The organism is Pseudoflavitalea sp. G-6-1-2 (assembly GCF_012927185.1).
In the GTDB taxonomy this organism is placed as follows: Bacteria; Bacteroidota; Bacteroidia; order Chitinophagales; family Chitinophagaceae; genus Pseudobacter.
On record NZ_JABBGB010000003.1, the window covers coordinates 1082433 to 1097733 of the forward strand.

Sequence of the window (15301 nt, forward strand, 5' to 3'; positions counted from 1 at the left end):
TCTCTTAGATCCTGAGTTTCCTTAGCGTTGGGATTCAGGTAATGCTCTTGCTTTTCTCTATGAATCAGCCTCCCGTTTGCAGGAGTCGGTAATGTAACCTTCGGCTGTTTTATCGAGTTTGGACATAGAGGCGGCAATTTCTTAGGTACTCCTACCTGTTGAAGCTGGCAAGTAGGGCATCCAGAAACCTTTCCTTTTGGTTTTTACGCTTAGGCATTGGTGTATCTTGGAGTAGTTCGGAAAATACCTTACTGGCATGTTTCACCAATACCCGGACTATCTCCAACGGGGTTTGAAATTCTCTTTCCTCACAAATGATGCGTTCCAGCAATCTACATGTTCCATAATCCGAGAAGTGCATTTAAAAGATGTACGTGGTTGAAGGGATACAAATTCTGGGCAGGAAGGTGAGTGAGGATATGAAGATAATGCGGGAGAAATTTGGCGCGAAAGGTAATCGAAGTTGGACGCCCAAAACGGCTGGATGATAATGATAACATCAGATACCGGTTATGAGAAAAACTCTTAAATTGTAGTATGAAAAAGAATACCCAAGTAAAAGGTCGCAAAAGGGTTCTGGCGACTAAAAAACTTGTTGGCACTGCAACAGTGAAACAAAGTACACCATTAAAGTTCAGACAATTGTCTGCATCAGAGTTATCTGCTAAGCGTAATTCAGCTTATGCATATATCATTCGTTAATGTTTGATTCCCATCTACCGCACTTACTTCTTAGTAAGAAAATTCAAGAAAATCCCTCATTTCTAAAGACGACGACTTTTTACAAGATAAAACCTGTTGGGGGCCTTATATTAATGAAACTGAAGAATACCTGATACTTTTATTCTGAAGCATGAATAAGTCAGGCATGGAAAGGAAGTAGCCCTAAGGCGGTACGCAACTTATCAGCTTCTTCAGCAGATAATTGACGAACAACTTCGAAATCATTTCCAGATTCGTTGATCTGTTCTATGGTTATTTTGCCATCCGCATATTCCATGTAACATTGGCGCGACGTACCGGGAAACCGCGACATTTACCAAGGGAGCATAACCATCAGCGTAAACAAAGATGTTACGGATGGCATTTAACTCTTGTACCTAGGTAATCTGCCACCTTTTCCACAAAATCACGGATATGCTCAATATAAGCGAACAGTCCGTCGTGAAAATAGAAATGGTATGTATAAGACCGGTGCTGTTCAAGATCGAAAGAGTCTGCATTACTATCCATAACAACATCATGATAAGAGATAAAAACTTTGTTAGAAGCCCTTGAGAAATACAGGTTAAAGCGGGTTTAATTCTTTAGCTTTTTCTCATGTAGTTTATGAAAATTAGGAATAAAGGTAAACTCTACATTGATCGCTTCAAGTGCATCCATTGATTCATATGTTAAACAGAACCTATCTACATGAACCAGTTCTCATAAAAGATATGGTTAGTAAATGTAATGTAAAGAGATTATTACAGGGGCCGGGAGAACAGTACTTTGAATTTTATTCTTGGAAAAGATGTAATTTCGTCTATTGTCACAGAGGTGGCAAATTCGGTGCACCGGCCAGTAACAGTGAGTCTAAATCTTTGATAATAAACTAAATTAGAGAGTAGGTTCAACTCCCTCTCTCTCCGCTGAAAAGCAAAAGCCTTCAAGTCATAGATTTGAAGGCTTTTTTGTGTTTGAAATATTTTGGATTGCTTATGCAGAGAAAATAGATCAAACAGCATTTTGCTTTGGTAAGGGTCTTTATTGAATTAGTAAAAGACCATTTATTTATTGCGCTTTTTTCAAAATACCTGATCGAATGTTGAAATATTATGTGTTATTGCTGGCTCTGTTTGCCGCGAATGGAGTGTTTGCCCAGGATTGTAATTGCGAATCCAGTTTTCTTTGGATGAAGAAGACTTTTGAGGATAATGATGCAGGCTTTACCTATATCTTGTCCAAAAAAGGAAAAGATGCTTACGAAATGCACAACAGCGCTTACCTTAAAAAGGTAAAGAAGATCACCAGTGATAAGGAATGTGCCATTGTATTGGATCGATGGATGAGATTCTTCAGACAAGGCCATATTGGGGTGGATTACATAGCAAAGGATACAGTAACCGGAGCAGTTGTCGGGAAATCGGAGACAATTAAAGTGGATACCAGGGAGTTTGAAAAATACCTGACCGATAAGAAAGACCCGGGGTATGAAGGGATCTGGTTGTCTGAGCCCTATAAAATCGGAATCAAAAAAACAGGCGATCACTATGTAGGTTTTATCATAGAGACCACTGCCGAAAATTGGAAAGCCGGTGAGGTTAAAGCGAAATTCAACGACGATGGAGGTGCCTACTACACCAGAAACAAAACAGAAGTGAAATTTGCTAAATCGGGACTTAAACTGGAAGGTAAGAATGATTTGCAGCTAGGCAATTTTTCGTTGAAGAGAACATATCCGGTATTAAAGAATGATGCTGAAACAGAACTCGATCTAAAGCTATTGAGAAGCTCTAAACCGTTTCTCGAAAAACTGAATGCAACCACTCTTATCCTCCGCATTCCCTTCTTTGAAATTACAGAGAAAAAATACATCGATAGCGTCATCAGAGTAAACAGGGCAACAATTCTGGCAACGCCTAATCTGATCATCGATCTGCGAAACAACCCTGGTGGCAGCGACGAAAGCTTCGAAGAGATCCTTCCATTCCTCTACACCAATCCTATTCGGTCTGTGGGTGTAGATTTTCTTTCTACAAAGCTGAATAATCAACGGATGCTGGATTTATCGAACAACACGGAGTTTGATGAGGATTCCAGAAAGCAGCTAAAAAAATATTACGAAAAGCTGGAGCAGTCTTTGGGAAAATTTGTCAGCCTTTCTGATCAAAAGGTTGAAATTTACAAGAGAGACAGTGTCTATACCTATCCACAGCAAGTGGGTATCCTCATCAATGAAAAGAATGGCAGTACAACCGAACAGTTTCTGCTTGCTGCAAAGCAGAGTAAAAAAGTAAAATTGTTTGGAGTAACAACATACGGTATGCTCGATATTTCCCATGTACATACCCTGGCTTTTCCCTGTGGGAAATTTGAGCTTTTCTATGGACTGTCCAGGAGCTATCGCATACCGGGAATGGCAATAGACGACATTGGCCTTCAACCCGATTATTATATTGATGGGACTATTGAACGCAATGGATGGGTGAAATTTGCCAATGAAGTACTGAACAATAAATAGTCTCAGGAGAATCCCGACTCACTTTCCCTGCTGAAAAGCAAAAGCCTTCAATCTTGGATTTGAAGGCTTTTTTTGTGCCGAATATTCTGATTGTTTTTGGACTATGCCCATGACCCTTCTCTGGAAATACATTTACGGAATTATCTTTTTTTGCCGCATCTCCTCAAACAAATTATAAAACATGGTCTCCGTCTCGATGTATTCATGAAATCCGAATCGTCTCGACTTGCTGCTATCCCCAAACATATCATAGTCCCAACTGAACACCACGTCTCCGAATCCCCATGAAGAAACAGCATCATAGCTGTGTTTTTCAAGTCCGTATTTTTCCTGCATTGATTTCCATAATTCGGCTTTATCTGCCATAATAACCTGCAACTGCATTGGCAATGGAGGAGCAGTTTCCAGGTCGAACCAGGAAGCCAGTTTGGGCCATAATTCTTCCCACCTGAAAAGATCTCCATTGGTGATATTGAATGCCTGGTTGGCACAACGTGGATCTGTAGCCGCCCATACGGTGGCTTTGGCGAGAAGCCCGGCATCAGTCATTTCCAGCAGTTTGTTATATGCTCCGGGTTTACCGGGAAAACGTAATGGAAGTCCCAGTTCTTTGGAGATACTGGCATAAACGGCAATCACCATTGCCAGGTTCATCGGGTTGCCTAATGCTGTTCCTCCTACAACTGAAGGCCTGATCGCAGACCAGGTCCATTGTTTCCCTTTTTGCTGTTGTTCCAGAAATTGCTGCTGATCAACATTGAACTCAGGAGGCATATGTGCTGCATCTGTTTCGCGCGCGGGTGTTTTGAAAGGGCCAAGATGGGCTCCATACACTTTATATCCCTGCATCAGGCTGATATGCTGCAGTCCATGAGCAATGGGTTCAACTGCCGACACAACATTCACCAGCATCGCAAGATTGGGAGCCACCAGTTCTGCCCATGTTGGTCTGTCCTGAAAAGCTGCATAAAAGATATGTGTAACGTCTGTAAGATGTTTCAATTGCTGTTCGGTATTCTCCCGGTTCAGAAGATCCACACTTATGTACTGAAGTCTTTCCTTGTTTTGTCCGCCTTTGCGTGAGAGGCCAATTACCTGCCAGTCCTCAAGCGTAAGCAAATGATCGATGAGACTGCTCGCGATTACGCCATTGGCTCCTACAACCAATGCTGTGTATTTTGTTTTCATCTGTTTGTTCTTTTTTGTTTTACCGGAATACGGCGGCCATGTTTCCGATGTAAAATTGAACAAAACCCCGTTTACAGCGTTTGTATAAATCGGTCTAAAAATTGTACAATTACGTTATGAAACAATACAGGCAATTCGAACCGGTACTGATTGCTGATTTTGAATCGGAGGAGTGGCTGCATCCTTTGCACAGGCATAATCATTATGAGATCATTTACATCAGCAAAGGGCGTGGTGTTCATCATGTGAATCAGTCTGAGATCCCATACAGTGCAGGAAATGTTTTCTTTGTTGGTCCGGATGACGAACATTATTTCGATATTCATCAGTCAACGCGATTCGTATATGTAAAATTCACTGATGAGTTTCTGCATCAGCAGGATGCTCATTTTTATCGGGGAATACAATCTTTGGAGTACCTGATCAAAAGACGGGACCTGCATTTGTCAGGATTTCAATTTTCTTCGCAGGACCAGAAAATTCTCAACAATCTTTTTAAAGTGATCATTTCTCTGAAGTACGATACTGCGGGTAATGAGCCTTTGATCTGGCTGCAGTTGATTGCTGTTGCGGGGATACTGCAAAGAAACCTGCCTGAGATCACTGATATGAATGGGCAGTCAAAGAATATGCAGGCGATATTCTGTTTTATTCATAAACACATTTATGACCCAGCCAGGTTGCGGGCGTCAGAGCTGGCAAAACAGTTCAATACAACCGAAGATTATATCGGTCGTTATTTCAGAAAACATGCAGGTATTACCCTGCGGGATTATGTGCGGGGATATCGAAATACACTGATCAAAAAAAGACTCAATAACGGCGCGTACAGTCTCAAACAGATCGCTGCTGAGTTTGGGCTTACAGACGAAAGCCATGTAAGCAAACTGCTGAAAAAGGATAAGGTCAATGCAGGCAAAAGTAATTAACCAAAGACCTGAAACAGAGAGTGCACATCATACTGATGCGCACCTTAAAATCAGGCAGCATAGCAGTTAATTGCACCTTCCGCCGAAAAGACAAAAGCCTTCGGAGCCTGAATCCGATGGCTTGTTTACTGTAAGAAATTATCCAGGTATTCAAATATCTTTTTGGTTTGCTTCATCAGGCTAACATGGCTTTCATTGGGAACAATGGCCAGATGTGATTTTGGCATTGGTTGAAAACCTGCAGAAATTCCACCTCCCAGCAACTTGTATGTTTTTGCCAGTTCGATTTTATCCATACCATCATTGTCTCCTGATATGATTAATACAGGTGCTGTGATTTTTGCGATATTGTCATCCCCCAAATTAAATGGCTCTCCGGCTGAGGCAATCATCTGTTCGAGGAATTTATTCCATTTTGTTTTATCAGGCGCTACTGCATCATAAGCCGCTTGCAGGGGAGAGTTGGCAAAAAACTCAGGCTTCATATTTTTGAAGGCGCCTCTTACTTCCGGTACCCAACCTTCACTTTTATGAACAGAAGAGATAATCACCAGCTTTTTCAATCGCTTAGGACTTTGTATCGCAAACTGATAGGCAATCTGACCACCGAAACTATAGCCCACTATATCTGCACTGTCAATTTTCAGATGATCCATTACCTGCTCCACATCGCTGGCTAAAGTTGCCCGTGATAATGCCCTTTCTGAATAAGGTGTATGCCCATGACCTTGCAATTCCAGCGCAATTACTTTTCTTGTTTTTGCCAGTTCCGGTATCAATTCTCCCCAGTTCATCGCGATGGTATAGTACGCACCATGCAACAAAACTATTGGCTCGCCGTCGCCATATACTTCGTAATAAACTTTGGTGCCATTTGCTGGTGCGTAGCCACTGCTGGTAGGTTTAATTTGTTGAGCATTGGAAGTAGGAACCATAGTAATGATAATTGCGATTAGGAATAGAATATTTAAATATCGTGGTTTTATTATTTTTTTCATAAACCAGTTAGGTTTGATTGTTGGTGATAATGCAAAGATCAGCAGCTGACTATTATTCTAAGTGGTATAAAAACGACAAATTGGGGGTAAATCATGCCAATACTCTTATGAAAACTCACAATTTTGTTCGATTTGCCGGTTCATTCGCTGAGCCTTTTCCCAGAAAGAATTTTCGAAGTGTTTCTGCGACTATCATTGGACTTCCACTGTTGTCAGCTGCACAATGACCCAGTTTTTCAAATTGGATGCGCTTAACATGCGGAATAGACCTTTCCAGACAGTCTAATGCAACGGACAAATAATGATGGCTCCTGGTGCCACCCAGCAATAACACTTCTGCTTTGATAGTTCTTGACTTTTCAATCAGCGGCAAAGATTCGCTGACCACTCTGCTGTCGTACCGAAAAGTAGGAACCAGTTCCGCTAATGGCAATTCAGTTTCATCCTTTTTCTTCTCTTGTTTTTTTATCATGAAATTGAGCAGGGGACTGATAATAAAAGCTGGCAGAATAGTAAACAGTGATTTGTCTCCGGGATCACCGGTGCCTTTGAGTATTGTCACAAACGCTTTCCCTGCATTTCCTGTACGCATAGCGTTTGTATAATCGACCTGTGTTTTTTTCAACAGCTCAATATCAGCTTTTCGCAGGAGTTTATTATCCACCTGAATGGGTGGTTCGTACAGCGCAATCTTTTGCAGGGATTGTCCCATTAATGCTGCTTGCAGCGTAATGATGGCTCCGCTGCTCAATGCAAAAATTTGTTTGGCGTCTATTGTGTTTATTAATGTTAGCAGGTCTTCTGCTTCCGTCAACAGATTGTCCTTTTCCTGGTAAGGGCTGCTTAAACCTCTTCCACGCCGGTCTGGAACATATACCGTAAAATCGGTTGAAAGCAATGTCGCAAGCGTTGTGAAATTCAGGGAAGACTGAAGTCCGCCATGCAGTAAAATAAGTGCCGGACCGTTACCAATGATCCGGTAACCAATAGTAGTCCCATCAGAAACTGTTACAAAACCTGTTCGGAATTTTTTTAGGACAGACATGAAACCAAGTTAATGAATATTCATTAACTTGGGTACGTTGAAATTAATTTAACCATCTTATGACAAAAGCAGGCTCAACGGAGATAACTATTCGGGAACAAGCCATCCATATGATTGCAAAGGAGGGGTTTGATGGTTTTAGCATGAATAAGCTTGCCAAAGTATCCGGGTTTTCTGTAGCGGCGATCTACATTTACTATAAGAACAAAGAAGAACTATTAAGCAGGATTTTCAATTATGTACAAACAGATTTTTCAGATCATATGCTTAAAGGTTTTGCTGCCGATGCGTCATTTGAAAAAGGCTTATGGACACTTTGGGAAAACTATGTTGCGTTTGCGCTTGCAAAGCCTTCTTATTTTTTGTTCTTCGATCTTTTTCGCAATTCACACCTTGTCAATAGCGCTGATATTGAAGTGTCTTCATTCAACCAGTCGGTGGAGAAGTTTGCACGGAATGCAATTAATAAAAAGGAGATAAGGGGGATGGAGCCAGAACTATTCTGGTCGCTTGCTTTCGGACCTTTGAATGCATTGATCAGGTTTCATTTTGAAAAGGAAAATGTGTACACCCATGAAATGTTTGAAATCACAAAAAAGAATTTGAAGAGTCTGTTCAGCATGGTAGTGGCTGGCTTTCAAAGAAAGAAATGAGCTGGTCTGCTGCGATCTGGTAAAAGATCGAAAAGCCTTCCACCTGATCCAATTATGACCAAAGCCTTCAAATATTCTTTGAAGGCCCTGGTTTGTTCGGATTTATTATTTCTAATTACTCCAGCTTCCGATATTGGAGAATCCCCAATGATCGGGGTTCGCATGCCTGAAATCCGATTTATATCTTTCTGGAATTTCATTCAGAAAAGAACCGGTTTCATAGGAAGGGAAGATCTCTTCATAAGTGGACATCGATTGAAATGAAATCCTTCTGTAAATATGCGAACGGGTAATATTTTCTTTTCTTTCGAGCCCCGATGCACCTAACAATTCTACAACGCTTTCAATGGTATTCTTGTGAAAATTGGCGATCCTGGTTTTTTTATCTTCCACAACCAATCCTACAGTTAATCTTGGATCTTGTGTGGCTACGCCTACAGGGCATTTATTGGTATTGCATTGCAGAGCCTGGATACATCCTACGGCCATCATCATGGCTCTCGCAGAATAGCAGGCATCGGCTCCCAGTGCCATGGCGCGTATGATATGGAAGCCGGTGACGATCTTTCCGGATGCCATTATTTTGATATGTCTGCGGATATTCAGGCCATTGAGGATATTGTGCACGAAATCCAATCCGTCGAGCAAGGGTGCACCCACATAGTTGGAGAATTCCTGTGGTGCAGCACCAGTGCCGCCTTCAGCTCCGTCGATGGTGATGAAGTCGGGATAAATGTCCAGTTCCATCATCGCTTTACAGATGCCGATGAATTCACTTTTATGGCCGATACATAATTTGAATCCGATTGGTTTGCCACCTGAAAGCTCTCTGAGTTTCTGAATGAAGAGCATCATTCCCCTTGGAGTGCCAAATGCTTTGTGGAAGGGTGGGGATGCTACCACAGTATGCGGTTCTATATTTCTGATGGCAGCAATTTCAGGCGTGTTCTTGGAAGCAGGGAGGATACCGCCATGGCCGGGCTTGGCTCCCTGAGACATCTTTAATTCGATCATTTTCACCTGAGGCAATTGCGCTTTTTCACGGAACAGTTCTTCACTGAAATTGCCATCGGCAGTTCTGCATCCGAAATATCCGGTACCGATCTGCCAGATCACATCTCCACCATGTTTCAGGTGAAAAGGACTCAGGCCACCTTCTCCCGTGTTATGGGCAAATCCTCCGATTTTGGCGCCGGCATTCATGGCTTCAACTGCATTGGAGCTAAGCGCTCCATAACTCATGGCCGAAATATTATAGATGCTGCACGAGTAAGGCTGCGTGCAGTCTTTATTGCCGATCATAACTCTGGGATTGTGATCGAGCAGATTGAAATCTTTTGGAGCCATGGAATGGCACATCCATTCGTATCCTTCTGAATATACATCCAGCTGCGTACCGAAAGGCATGGTGTCGTTTTCCTTTTTCGCACGCTGATAAATAGTGGAACGATCTATTCTGTTGATCGGTCTGCCATCGATATCAGACTCGATGAAATACTGATAAATTTTTGGACGGAGCTCTTCCATTAAAAACCTCAGTCTGCCAAAAACCGGATAGATCCGCATAATGGAATGTTTGGTTTGCAGCATATCGTAATATCCAATACAGGTAAGGATAATTACAATGGACAGAACAACATACCAATTGGGATTCAGGTACATGGCAAGAGCAAGGGTAACAACAATAAGCAATGTAGAAGTGAGGATGAAACTCCGTCTCATAGTGATATTTTTTGTTTCAACTAATCTAAAAATGTACGTTTTTCCAGCTGAGTTCTTTTTCTGTTGCTGGAAAAGGCGCTGCTATGGGCTATAATCTGCAGTATATGTTGGGAGAACTTCAGGGTAATCTTGCACGCGAAAATAGCATTTTTTATTCTTTGCAAGCTTGCCGGGGTTATGGAAAGACAGTAATGCAGTTTGTCTGGATTTATAAACGTAGTTTAGCGGGCTTGTATAACCTTAGTGTTAAATATACTTAGCTTAAGCATACACGATGACCCATCAACAAATAATTGACAAGCTTGCAGCCAGACATCTGGTTCAATCTATTGACGAGGATCTGGCAAGACTGGTATACACTGCCATGTGTTTTCATAAGGACGATAGCAAACAGGCTTCATATATCCTTACAAAACTTTTACTTCGCTGGAATTGTGTTTTAAAAGCCGGCGATACTGTTTCGGTACACTACAAAAAGAAAACAGTACTTGCATTAGCCGTTTTACTGCATAAATATGGCTTCACTGACAATAACATCACTGCCGAATCACTCCAGGCAATTGATGATCTGAATGCTGATGTTGTTTTGGACGACGACTTTTTCAGGAAGTCTGAGGAAATAAAAAAATTCCTGACAGCCGAACCAGTAAAACTAAAGCGGAAACCTACAGTTCCTGAAAACATCACTTTTTACCGGCCCAAAGATGTTATTTCCATTCAGCTGGATAACCGATATTATGCGGCTTATATTCACCGGCTTTCGGCTCCTAATGAAAGTACGGTCATAGAATTTTATGATGGGATTTTTGACCATGTGCCCACACTGGCAGAACTTGAAAGACTGCAGGCAAAAGGGCAGAAGTTCAATGATGGACTTGAAAGAGTTGCTAACTTTTCAATATGCGGGCTGAAATTCCTGCCAGACCTGGCCAATCAGGTTCAGCTGATCAGCGCATGTATTGAAACAAAACCTTCAAATAGTCACCTCAGTGAATCAATCGGATTGTATACTGTTAAAGATATTTTTATGATTCAGGATGATATAACGGCCATGTTCCAATAAGCCGTTCAATTGTAATTGATGCATTTCGGGATGTGCTTCTCTGCGCTGATGAGTGCTTTCAGTGTGCCTTTCTCATTGTCCAGATAAACAAAACGAACATAATCTCCCGGTGCAAAACGATCGTCGTCTATATTCCCCGGGATTATCTGACTACCTATCCGGTACCAGTACAAACAGGTGTATGCTGCGCCATCTCCATCATACCGGGAAGCAAATATTTCAGTGATAAAGCCAGTTATGGATACTTTTAGTTTTGCATTTTGGGTACGTCGGTTGATTAGTGCGAATGAAACTGCAAAATATGCTGCTATCGCAAGCAATGGCGTTGCGATCAGAAAACTGGCTTTCAGCGGGCTGGTCCTTACTTGTTCAATCAGTAAGAAACACACAATCAAAAAGGCGAGCGTAATGAATAGGAATATTTTGAGCAGTTGCAATATTGATTTGGAGGACGCCATAAAAGGCTGATTCATGGCTTTGTCTGCAGGGGCTGTTATCACCGTAGGTTCAGGTACTTCTTTGTAAGTGATGTTCAGCAGCAAATTGCCTTCTCCCGTGAGTGGAAGTATTTCCAAAATTACCGGCACCTGAGCTATATAATTGCAGCTATTAATACTTCTTAACGGATTGCTTGTTTTTACGCTTATTATGCTGTCGCCGATGGTATAGGTGATGGTTTTTTTATGCAGCCCCACTGTTATTGCCTGAAGTGTACCGGCGATTATTTGTTTGTTCGAGACGGACAATGTTTTGTTTATTCTTAAGAAATGTTGCAGCGAAACAACCAGCTTGCAGGTAAAGAACAATCCGAGCGGAGCAACACAAACAATAGTCAGTATATTAATCAATAATTCTTCTTCTTTGTCAGTGGACAAATGAAGCCATGTAGCACCAACAGCAAGTAAGGTGATTGAACCAGCCCAAAGCCACATCAATCCGGCATATTCCATTTTTCTCTGGCGTACAAGTATTTTGTCGGTATTGCTTAGTGGTTCAGTTTTGGGCTGATGACTAAATTTAGTTGAAACCGGCATAGTCAAAAATAGCAATGACAGAGGGTTTGGGTATCCCTGAAAACCATTAATTTATAAATCGCGGTATTCACTTGGAGAAAAGCCACTCTTTTTCTTAAAGAATGTAGAAAATCCGGATATGTTCTCGAATCCGAGATCAAACGTAATTTCTTTTACTGATTTGTCGGAATATCTCAGTTGCGCTTTTGCTTCCTGCATAATTTTCTGATGAATCATATCTGTGGCTGTGATGTTTAGATGCTTCCTGCATAGGGTATTCAGGTAAGTTCGGTGTTACAGCAAGTTGTTCGGCATACCAGCCGGGAACTTTCTTTCTGGAATAATTTTCACTGATCAGATTCCAGAATCGTTTAACGGTTGGGTTAGATTTGGATAACAGGTTTTCTTTGATAAAACTTTCTGCTTCCCTTCGCATAATGGAAGCCAGAATATCCATGCGAAGTTGAATGATCTTATTCCATGAGTTGTCGTTTTTCAGAAACTGAAGGTCTCTTTCAATGCTTTCAACTTCATGATTGACCACCTGAAATAAAGGATCGGAAAGCCTGAACACCGGATTCAGGTTATGCCTGATAAAGTGGAATTCATCCGTACTTGAAAAAGATTCAAATACTTTTCTGCCTACAATGATTTTATGCGCAAATGTCTCGGGACCTGTAACCCAGTGGTGATGCTGCCCCGGGAATAAAAAGTGCAGTTGGTTTTTCCCGATTGGAAACTCTTCACCGTCAATATAGTGAATGCCGCTTCCCTCGCTGAAAAGTACAACCAGAAAATAAGAGCAGTGGATAGTTTTGTTGAAATCATCGATTCCCCTGAGCATTTTATGCACAACCTCATAGTCTGGCAGTTTACCTGCCGGTAAATTCGCTTCCATACCTACATATTTAACTAATCAAAATTATTAATTTGGGGGAGTGAATTGTTTACGATAGCCAATTATCATGCATTTGAACGCTAATTCTACACCCATGAAAATTGCTTCTTATTACTTCTGACTGCATTGTCAATACTTTAAGTTCGATTAAGGATAGGCCAAATCAAAACGGCGGAACTTTCTTTACGAAGGCTCCGCCGTTTTATTTTAATGATGTCAGTTTGTAAGCAATAAAACTTAATCTTTCAACTCCAGAATAACAAGCACCGGCTTATGATCAGATGCCTTCGCATCGATCACCTTCACCTCCTTTACTTTCCATTTGTTTTCTTTACTCAAAAAAACATAATCCAGTCGCACTGTTGGTTTATCCGAAGGGAAAGTCAGTTCAGGCTTGCCATGCAGCTCGGCTGCATCTTTGTAAACAGTTGTCAGATACTGATAGGGTTGGGTATCTGGTGTAATATTCAGATCGCCTGCCAATATCGCCGGTACTTTTTTAGCGGCAAGCGTGGCGGCGATTTCTTTCACCTGCGCCATTCTGTTTTCTTCGTATTCATGACAAAGGTGTGTTGCTCCGAACACAATCTGTCTGCCATTCGGAAAGGTATGACGGATAGCAATCATAGCCCTCGGTTCTCCTCCCTTGGGGATAGGAAGATGATACACTGCTGATGTATCTGCATACCTCGACAATAATCCTTCTCCGTATCCACCATTGCTGTAGTCCATGGCCTTCCCATAATAGCCATACATGCCTGTTAGAGCGGCCAGTTCTTTCACCAGATCTTTGCGTGTACCGTTGTTGAACCTGGCTGTGCGGTCAGTCATGCTGTCCACTTCCTGCAATGCCACAAAATCGGGTTTGTATTGTTTGATGATGGCGGCAATATCTTCCAGATTGCTTTTGCCTTTATCGTATCCCTGTTCGCCATGATAAATATTGTATGTCAGGATCTTTATTTCCTGCGCGCTGATCTGGCTGAAACCAAAGCCTGCGAACAAACAGAACAATCCGCGTTTACCATATTTTTTGATACCTGTGAACATCGACATGATATAGATTTTTACTGAACTATTACTTCTTTTTGATTGTCACATCATCCAGCACAACCTGTGTTTTGCCCGTATTCTCAAAAACAAGCCTCACCGTTTTCTTATTGTTTACATACTCCGGTCCTGTAGTGAAACGAAGAGTGTTTTGTGTAAACTGATCTTTCCCGCTTGATTGCTGCGTTATGATTTCCGATAGTTCGCCATTGACCATCGTTACATTATCTATTCTGGCTTTTACAGTGCTCTTGCCCTTACTCCAGTACTCCAGGGTGTAGGCTGTGCTATTGTCGAGGTAAATATACTGCTCCAGTTTTTCTCCTGCGTTAAGAATTAGTCCTGTGCTGTGATTGCGGCCAGTACCGGGTTTCAGACCTGCGCCTCCTTCCCATGGCTGCAGGCCGCTGCTGTATTCGAAACCGGGATTGGGCAACTCGTTGCCATCCTGCAATGGCCAGTTGTATGCACGGATATAATCAACTTCCATACTCACCGTTCCGTCGGAGCCATAGCTTCCGAGGAAAACGCTCATCAGGTGATTGGGGGACATGATCTTTCGTTTGTCTGTATATGCTTTGATGAGATTGCCGTTGATGTAATGTTGGATGCTGGTGGGCGTCCACAAAATGCCATGCGTTACCCATTGATCGCGATGCTCATATCCCGTGGCGATATGTGTGTCGATATTGTGTTCGAAGCGTCCGTTCTTATCAACATGACCGTGCAATACAAACTGTGCTGTGAGGTATTCGAATATGTCTATTTCGAATACCTGGCCTTTAGGTCTGATGCCTTTTACACCGTCGAGCTCTGTGCCTTGTTCGAGATAATACTTTAGATCAGGGCCGGGTGAATCGAACCAGAAAGCAGTGTTCAGTCCTTTGGGATTACCGGTGCTGCTTCGTTTTACCCTGGCTTCAAAGTAGCCACCACGGCTGTTATCGAGCAACTGCTCATTTGTTCTCCAGTCGTAGGTTTGGATGCTCGATATTTTCTGATTCCCTTTTGGAGTGAACAGTCGGGTAGGGAGGGTATCGTTTACATACAGTTCGATGGTGCGACCGTTCAGGCGATAAGCGGGCTGAGGGAGCTGATCCGAAAGCATTTCTGCTTTCGATGTTTTATCCAGATAATTGAATGAAGAAAAATAATTGGTTGTCCATTTATTGCGATCGAGCAGGGAGTCGTTGAATTCATCCTGCCAGAACAATTGCATGCCGGATGGAACAGCAGCCGAGCTGGGGTTCAATTGCAGCTCTGTCAGTTCAGCCGGTTGCAGGTACCATTGCCTGGTGGTGACTATTTCCTGATGGGTTGATTTCGATACGCCTGTTTCATTGAATGTTTCGATCCAGATATGGTAATGGGTTTCCGGCAAGACATCCTTGATGTAGAAATGCTTTCTGCCCTTATTCAGTAGGGCATTGGGCATCGGTGGCTTCTGGTTGTTGTTACTCCAGTATAGATTGTATCCTGCTATCTTTCCTTCCTTGTTTTTCAAATCAACCCTGATCCA

13 protein-coding genes are annotated in these 15301 nt (G+C 42.2%); 5 read left to right on the top strand and 8 right to left on the bottom strand.

Translation table 11 applies throughout. The features are described from left to right. Positions 1 to 537: 537 nt before the first annotated feature. Together HHL16_RS21765 and HHL16_RS21770 are read left to right on the top strand one after the other, a co-directional pair. Positions 538 to 702: a hypothetical protein gene (locus HHL16_RS21765; RefSeq protein WP_169427446.1), complete on the top strand. Its 165-nt coding sequence runs from the start codon at positions 538 to 540 to the stop codon at positions 700 to 702. Between the two features lie 1192 nt (positions 703 to 1894). Next, on the top strand, positions 1895 to 3223 hold the full coding sequence (locus HHL16_RS21770; protein ID WP_206022534.1) for a S41 family peptidase: 1329 nt from the start codon (positions 1895 to 1897) through the stop codon (positions 3221 to 3223). Positions 3224 to 3355: 132 nt separating this feature from the next. Here HHL16_RS21770 and HHL16_RS21775 read toward each other — a convergent pair whose 3' ends face one another. Then, positions 3356 to 4411 carry an SDR family oxidoreductase gene (locus tag HHL16_RS21775; protein WP_169427448.1) on the bottom strand — a complete coding sequence of 352 codons (1056 nt, stop codon included), beginning with the start codon at positions 4409 to 4411 and terminating at the stop codon, positions 3356 to 3358. A gap of 116 nt (positions 4412 to 4527) precedes the next feature. Here HHL16_RS21775 and HHL16_RS21780 point away from each other — a divergent pair, with 116 nt between their 5' ends. Continuing rightward, entirely contained in the window at positions 4528 to 5340 is an 813-nt protein-coding gene (locus HHL16_RS21780) for an AraC family transcriptional regulator (RefSeq protein ID WP_169427449.1), read from the top strand. A 125-nt stretch (positions 5341 to 5465) separates the two neighbouring features. On the opposite strand, the gene HHL16_RS21785 is transcribed toward HHL16_RS21780, so the two are convergent. Together HHL16_RS21785 and HHL16_RS21790 are read right to left on the bottom strand one after the other, a co-directional pair. After that, positions 5466 to 6338: an alpha/beta hydrolase gene (locus HHL16_RS21785; protein ID WP_169427450.1), complete on the bottom strand. Its 873-nt coding sequence runs from the start codon at positions 6336 to 6338 to the stop codon at positions 5466 to 5468. A 115-nt stretch (positions 6339 to 6453) separates the two neighbouring features. Further along, positions 6454 to 7383, bottom strand: coding sequence for an alpha/beta hydrolase (locus tag HHL16_RS21790; protein ID WP_169427451.1), 930 nt, complete (start codon positions 7381 to 7383; stop codon positions 6454 to 6456). 59 nt (positions 7384 to 7442) lie between these two features. Here HHL16_RS21790 and HHL16_RS21795 point away from each other — a divergent pair, with 59 nt between their 5' ends. Next, positions 7443 to 8036: a TetR/AcrR family transcriptional regulator gene (locus HHL16_RS21795; protein WP_169427452.1), complete on the top strand. Its 594-nt coding sequence runs from the start codon at positions 7443 to 7445 to the stop codon at positions 8034 to 8036. Positions 8037 to 8147: 111 nt separating this feature from the next. On the opposite strand, the gene HHL16_RS21800 is transcribed toward HHL16_RS21795, so the two are convergent. Next, a complete protein-coding gene (locus HHL16_RS21800; protein WP_169427453.1) occupies positions 8148 to 9758 on the bottom strand; it encodes an FMN-binding glutamate synthase family protein in 1611 nt (536 codons plus the stop codon). 274 nt (positions 9759 to 10032) lie between these two features. On the opposite strand from HHL16_RS21800, the gene HHL16_RS21805 reads away from it, so the two are divergent. Then, positions 10033 to 10821 (top strand): hypothetical protein, encoded by a 789-nt coding sequence (locus HHL16_RS21805; RefSeq protein WP_169427454.1) that lies wholly within the window; start codon positions 10033 to 10035, stop codon positions 10819 to 10821. A 5-nt stretch (positions 10822 to 10826) separates the two neighbouring features. Here HHL16_RS21805 and HHL16_RS21810 read toward each other — a convergent pair whose 3' ends face one another. From HHL16_RS21810 to HHL16_RS21825, 4 genes are all read right to left on the bottom strand, one after another. Next, positions 10827 to 11855: a hypothetical protein gene (locus HHL16_RS21810; RefSeq protein ID WP_169427455.1), complete on the bottom strand. Its 1029-nt coding sequence runs from the start codon at positions 11853 to 11855 to the stop codon at positions 10827 to 10829. Positions 11856 to 11991: 136 nt separating this feature from the next. Beyond that, complete coding sequence (locus HHL16_RS25115) at positions 11992 to 12732, bottom strand: hypothetical protein (protein WP_240966285.1); 741 nt, start codon at positions 12730 to 12732, stop codon at positions 11992 to 11994. Between the two features lie 237 nt (positions 12733 to 12969). Continuing rightward, positions 12970 to 13788, bottom strand: coding sequence for an endonuclease/exonuclease/phosphatase family protein (locus HHL16_RS21820; RefSeq protein ID WP_240966286.1), 819 nt, complete (start codon positions 13786 to 13788; stop codon positions 12970 to 12972). Between the two features lie 22 nt (positions 13789 to 13810). Further along, the gene (locus HHL16_RS21825) at positions 13811 to 15286 is read right to left on the bottom strand and encodes a family 16 glycosylhydrolase (RefSeq protein ID WP_240966287.1); all 1476 of its coding nucleotides are present in this window, start codon (positions 15284 to 15286) and stop codon (positions 13811 to 13813) included. Positions 15287 to 15301 lie beyond the last annotated feature (15 nt).

Excerpts from the sequence above, each read along its gene's own strand:
- HHL16_RS21775 (WP_169427448.1), bottom strand. The coding sequence starts at position 4,411 with ATGAAAACAAAATACACAGCATTGGTTGTAGGAGCCAATGGCGTAATC.
- HHL16_RS21820 (WP_240966286.1), bottom strand. The coding sequence starts at position 13,788 with ATGTCGATGTTCACAGGTATCAAAAAATATGGTAAACGCGGATTGTTC.
- HHL16_RS21810 (WP_169427455.1), bottom strand. The coding sequence starts at position 11,855 with ATGCCGGTTTCAACTAAATTTAGTCATCAGCCCAAAACTGAACCACTA.
- HHL16_RS21805 (WP_169427454.1), top strand. The coding sequence starts at position 10,033 with ATGACCCATCAACAAATAATTGACAAGCTTGCAGCCAGACATCTGGTT.
- HHL16_RS21770 (WP_206022534.1), top strand. The coding sequence starts at position 1,895 with ATGAAGAAGACTTTTGAGGATAATGATGCAGGCTTTACCTATATCTTG.
- HHL16_RS25115 (WP_240966285.1), bottom strand. The coding sequence starts at position 12,732 with ATGGAAGCGAATTTACCGGCAGGTAAACTGCCAGACTATGAGGTTGTG.
- HHL16_RS21785 (WP_169427450.1), bottom strand. The coding sequence starts at position 6,338 with ATGAAAAAAATAATAAAACCACGATATTTAAATATTCTATTCCTAATC.
- HHL16_RS21780 (WP_169427449.1), top strand. The coding sequence starts at position 4,528 with ATGAAACAATACAGGCAATTCGAACCGGTACTGATTGCTGATTTTGAA.
- HHL16_RS21765 (WP_169427446.1), top strand. The coding sequence starts at position 538 with ATGAAAAAGAATACCCAAGTAAAAGGTCGCAAAAGGGTTCTGGCGACT.
- HHL16_RS21795 (WP_169427452.1), top strand. The coding sequence starts at position 7,443 with ATGACAAAAGCAGGCTCAACGGAGATAACTATTCGGGAACAAGCCATC.
- HHL16_RS21790 (WP_169427451.1), bottom strand. The coding sequence starts at position 7,383 with ATGTCTGTCCTAAAAAAATTCCGAACAGGTTTTGTAACAGTTTCTGAT.
- HHL16_RS21800 (WP_169427453.1), bottom strand. The coding sequence starts at position 9,758 with ATGAGACGGAGTTTCATCCTCACTTCTACATTGCTTATTGTTGTTACC.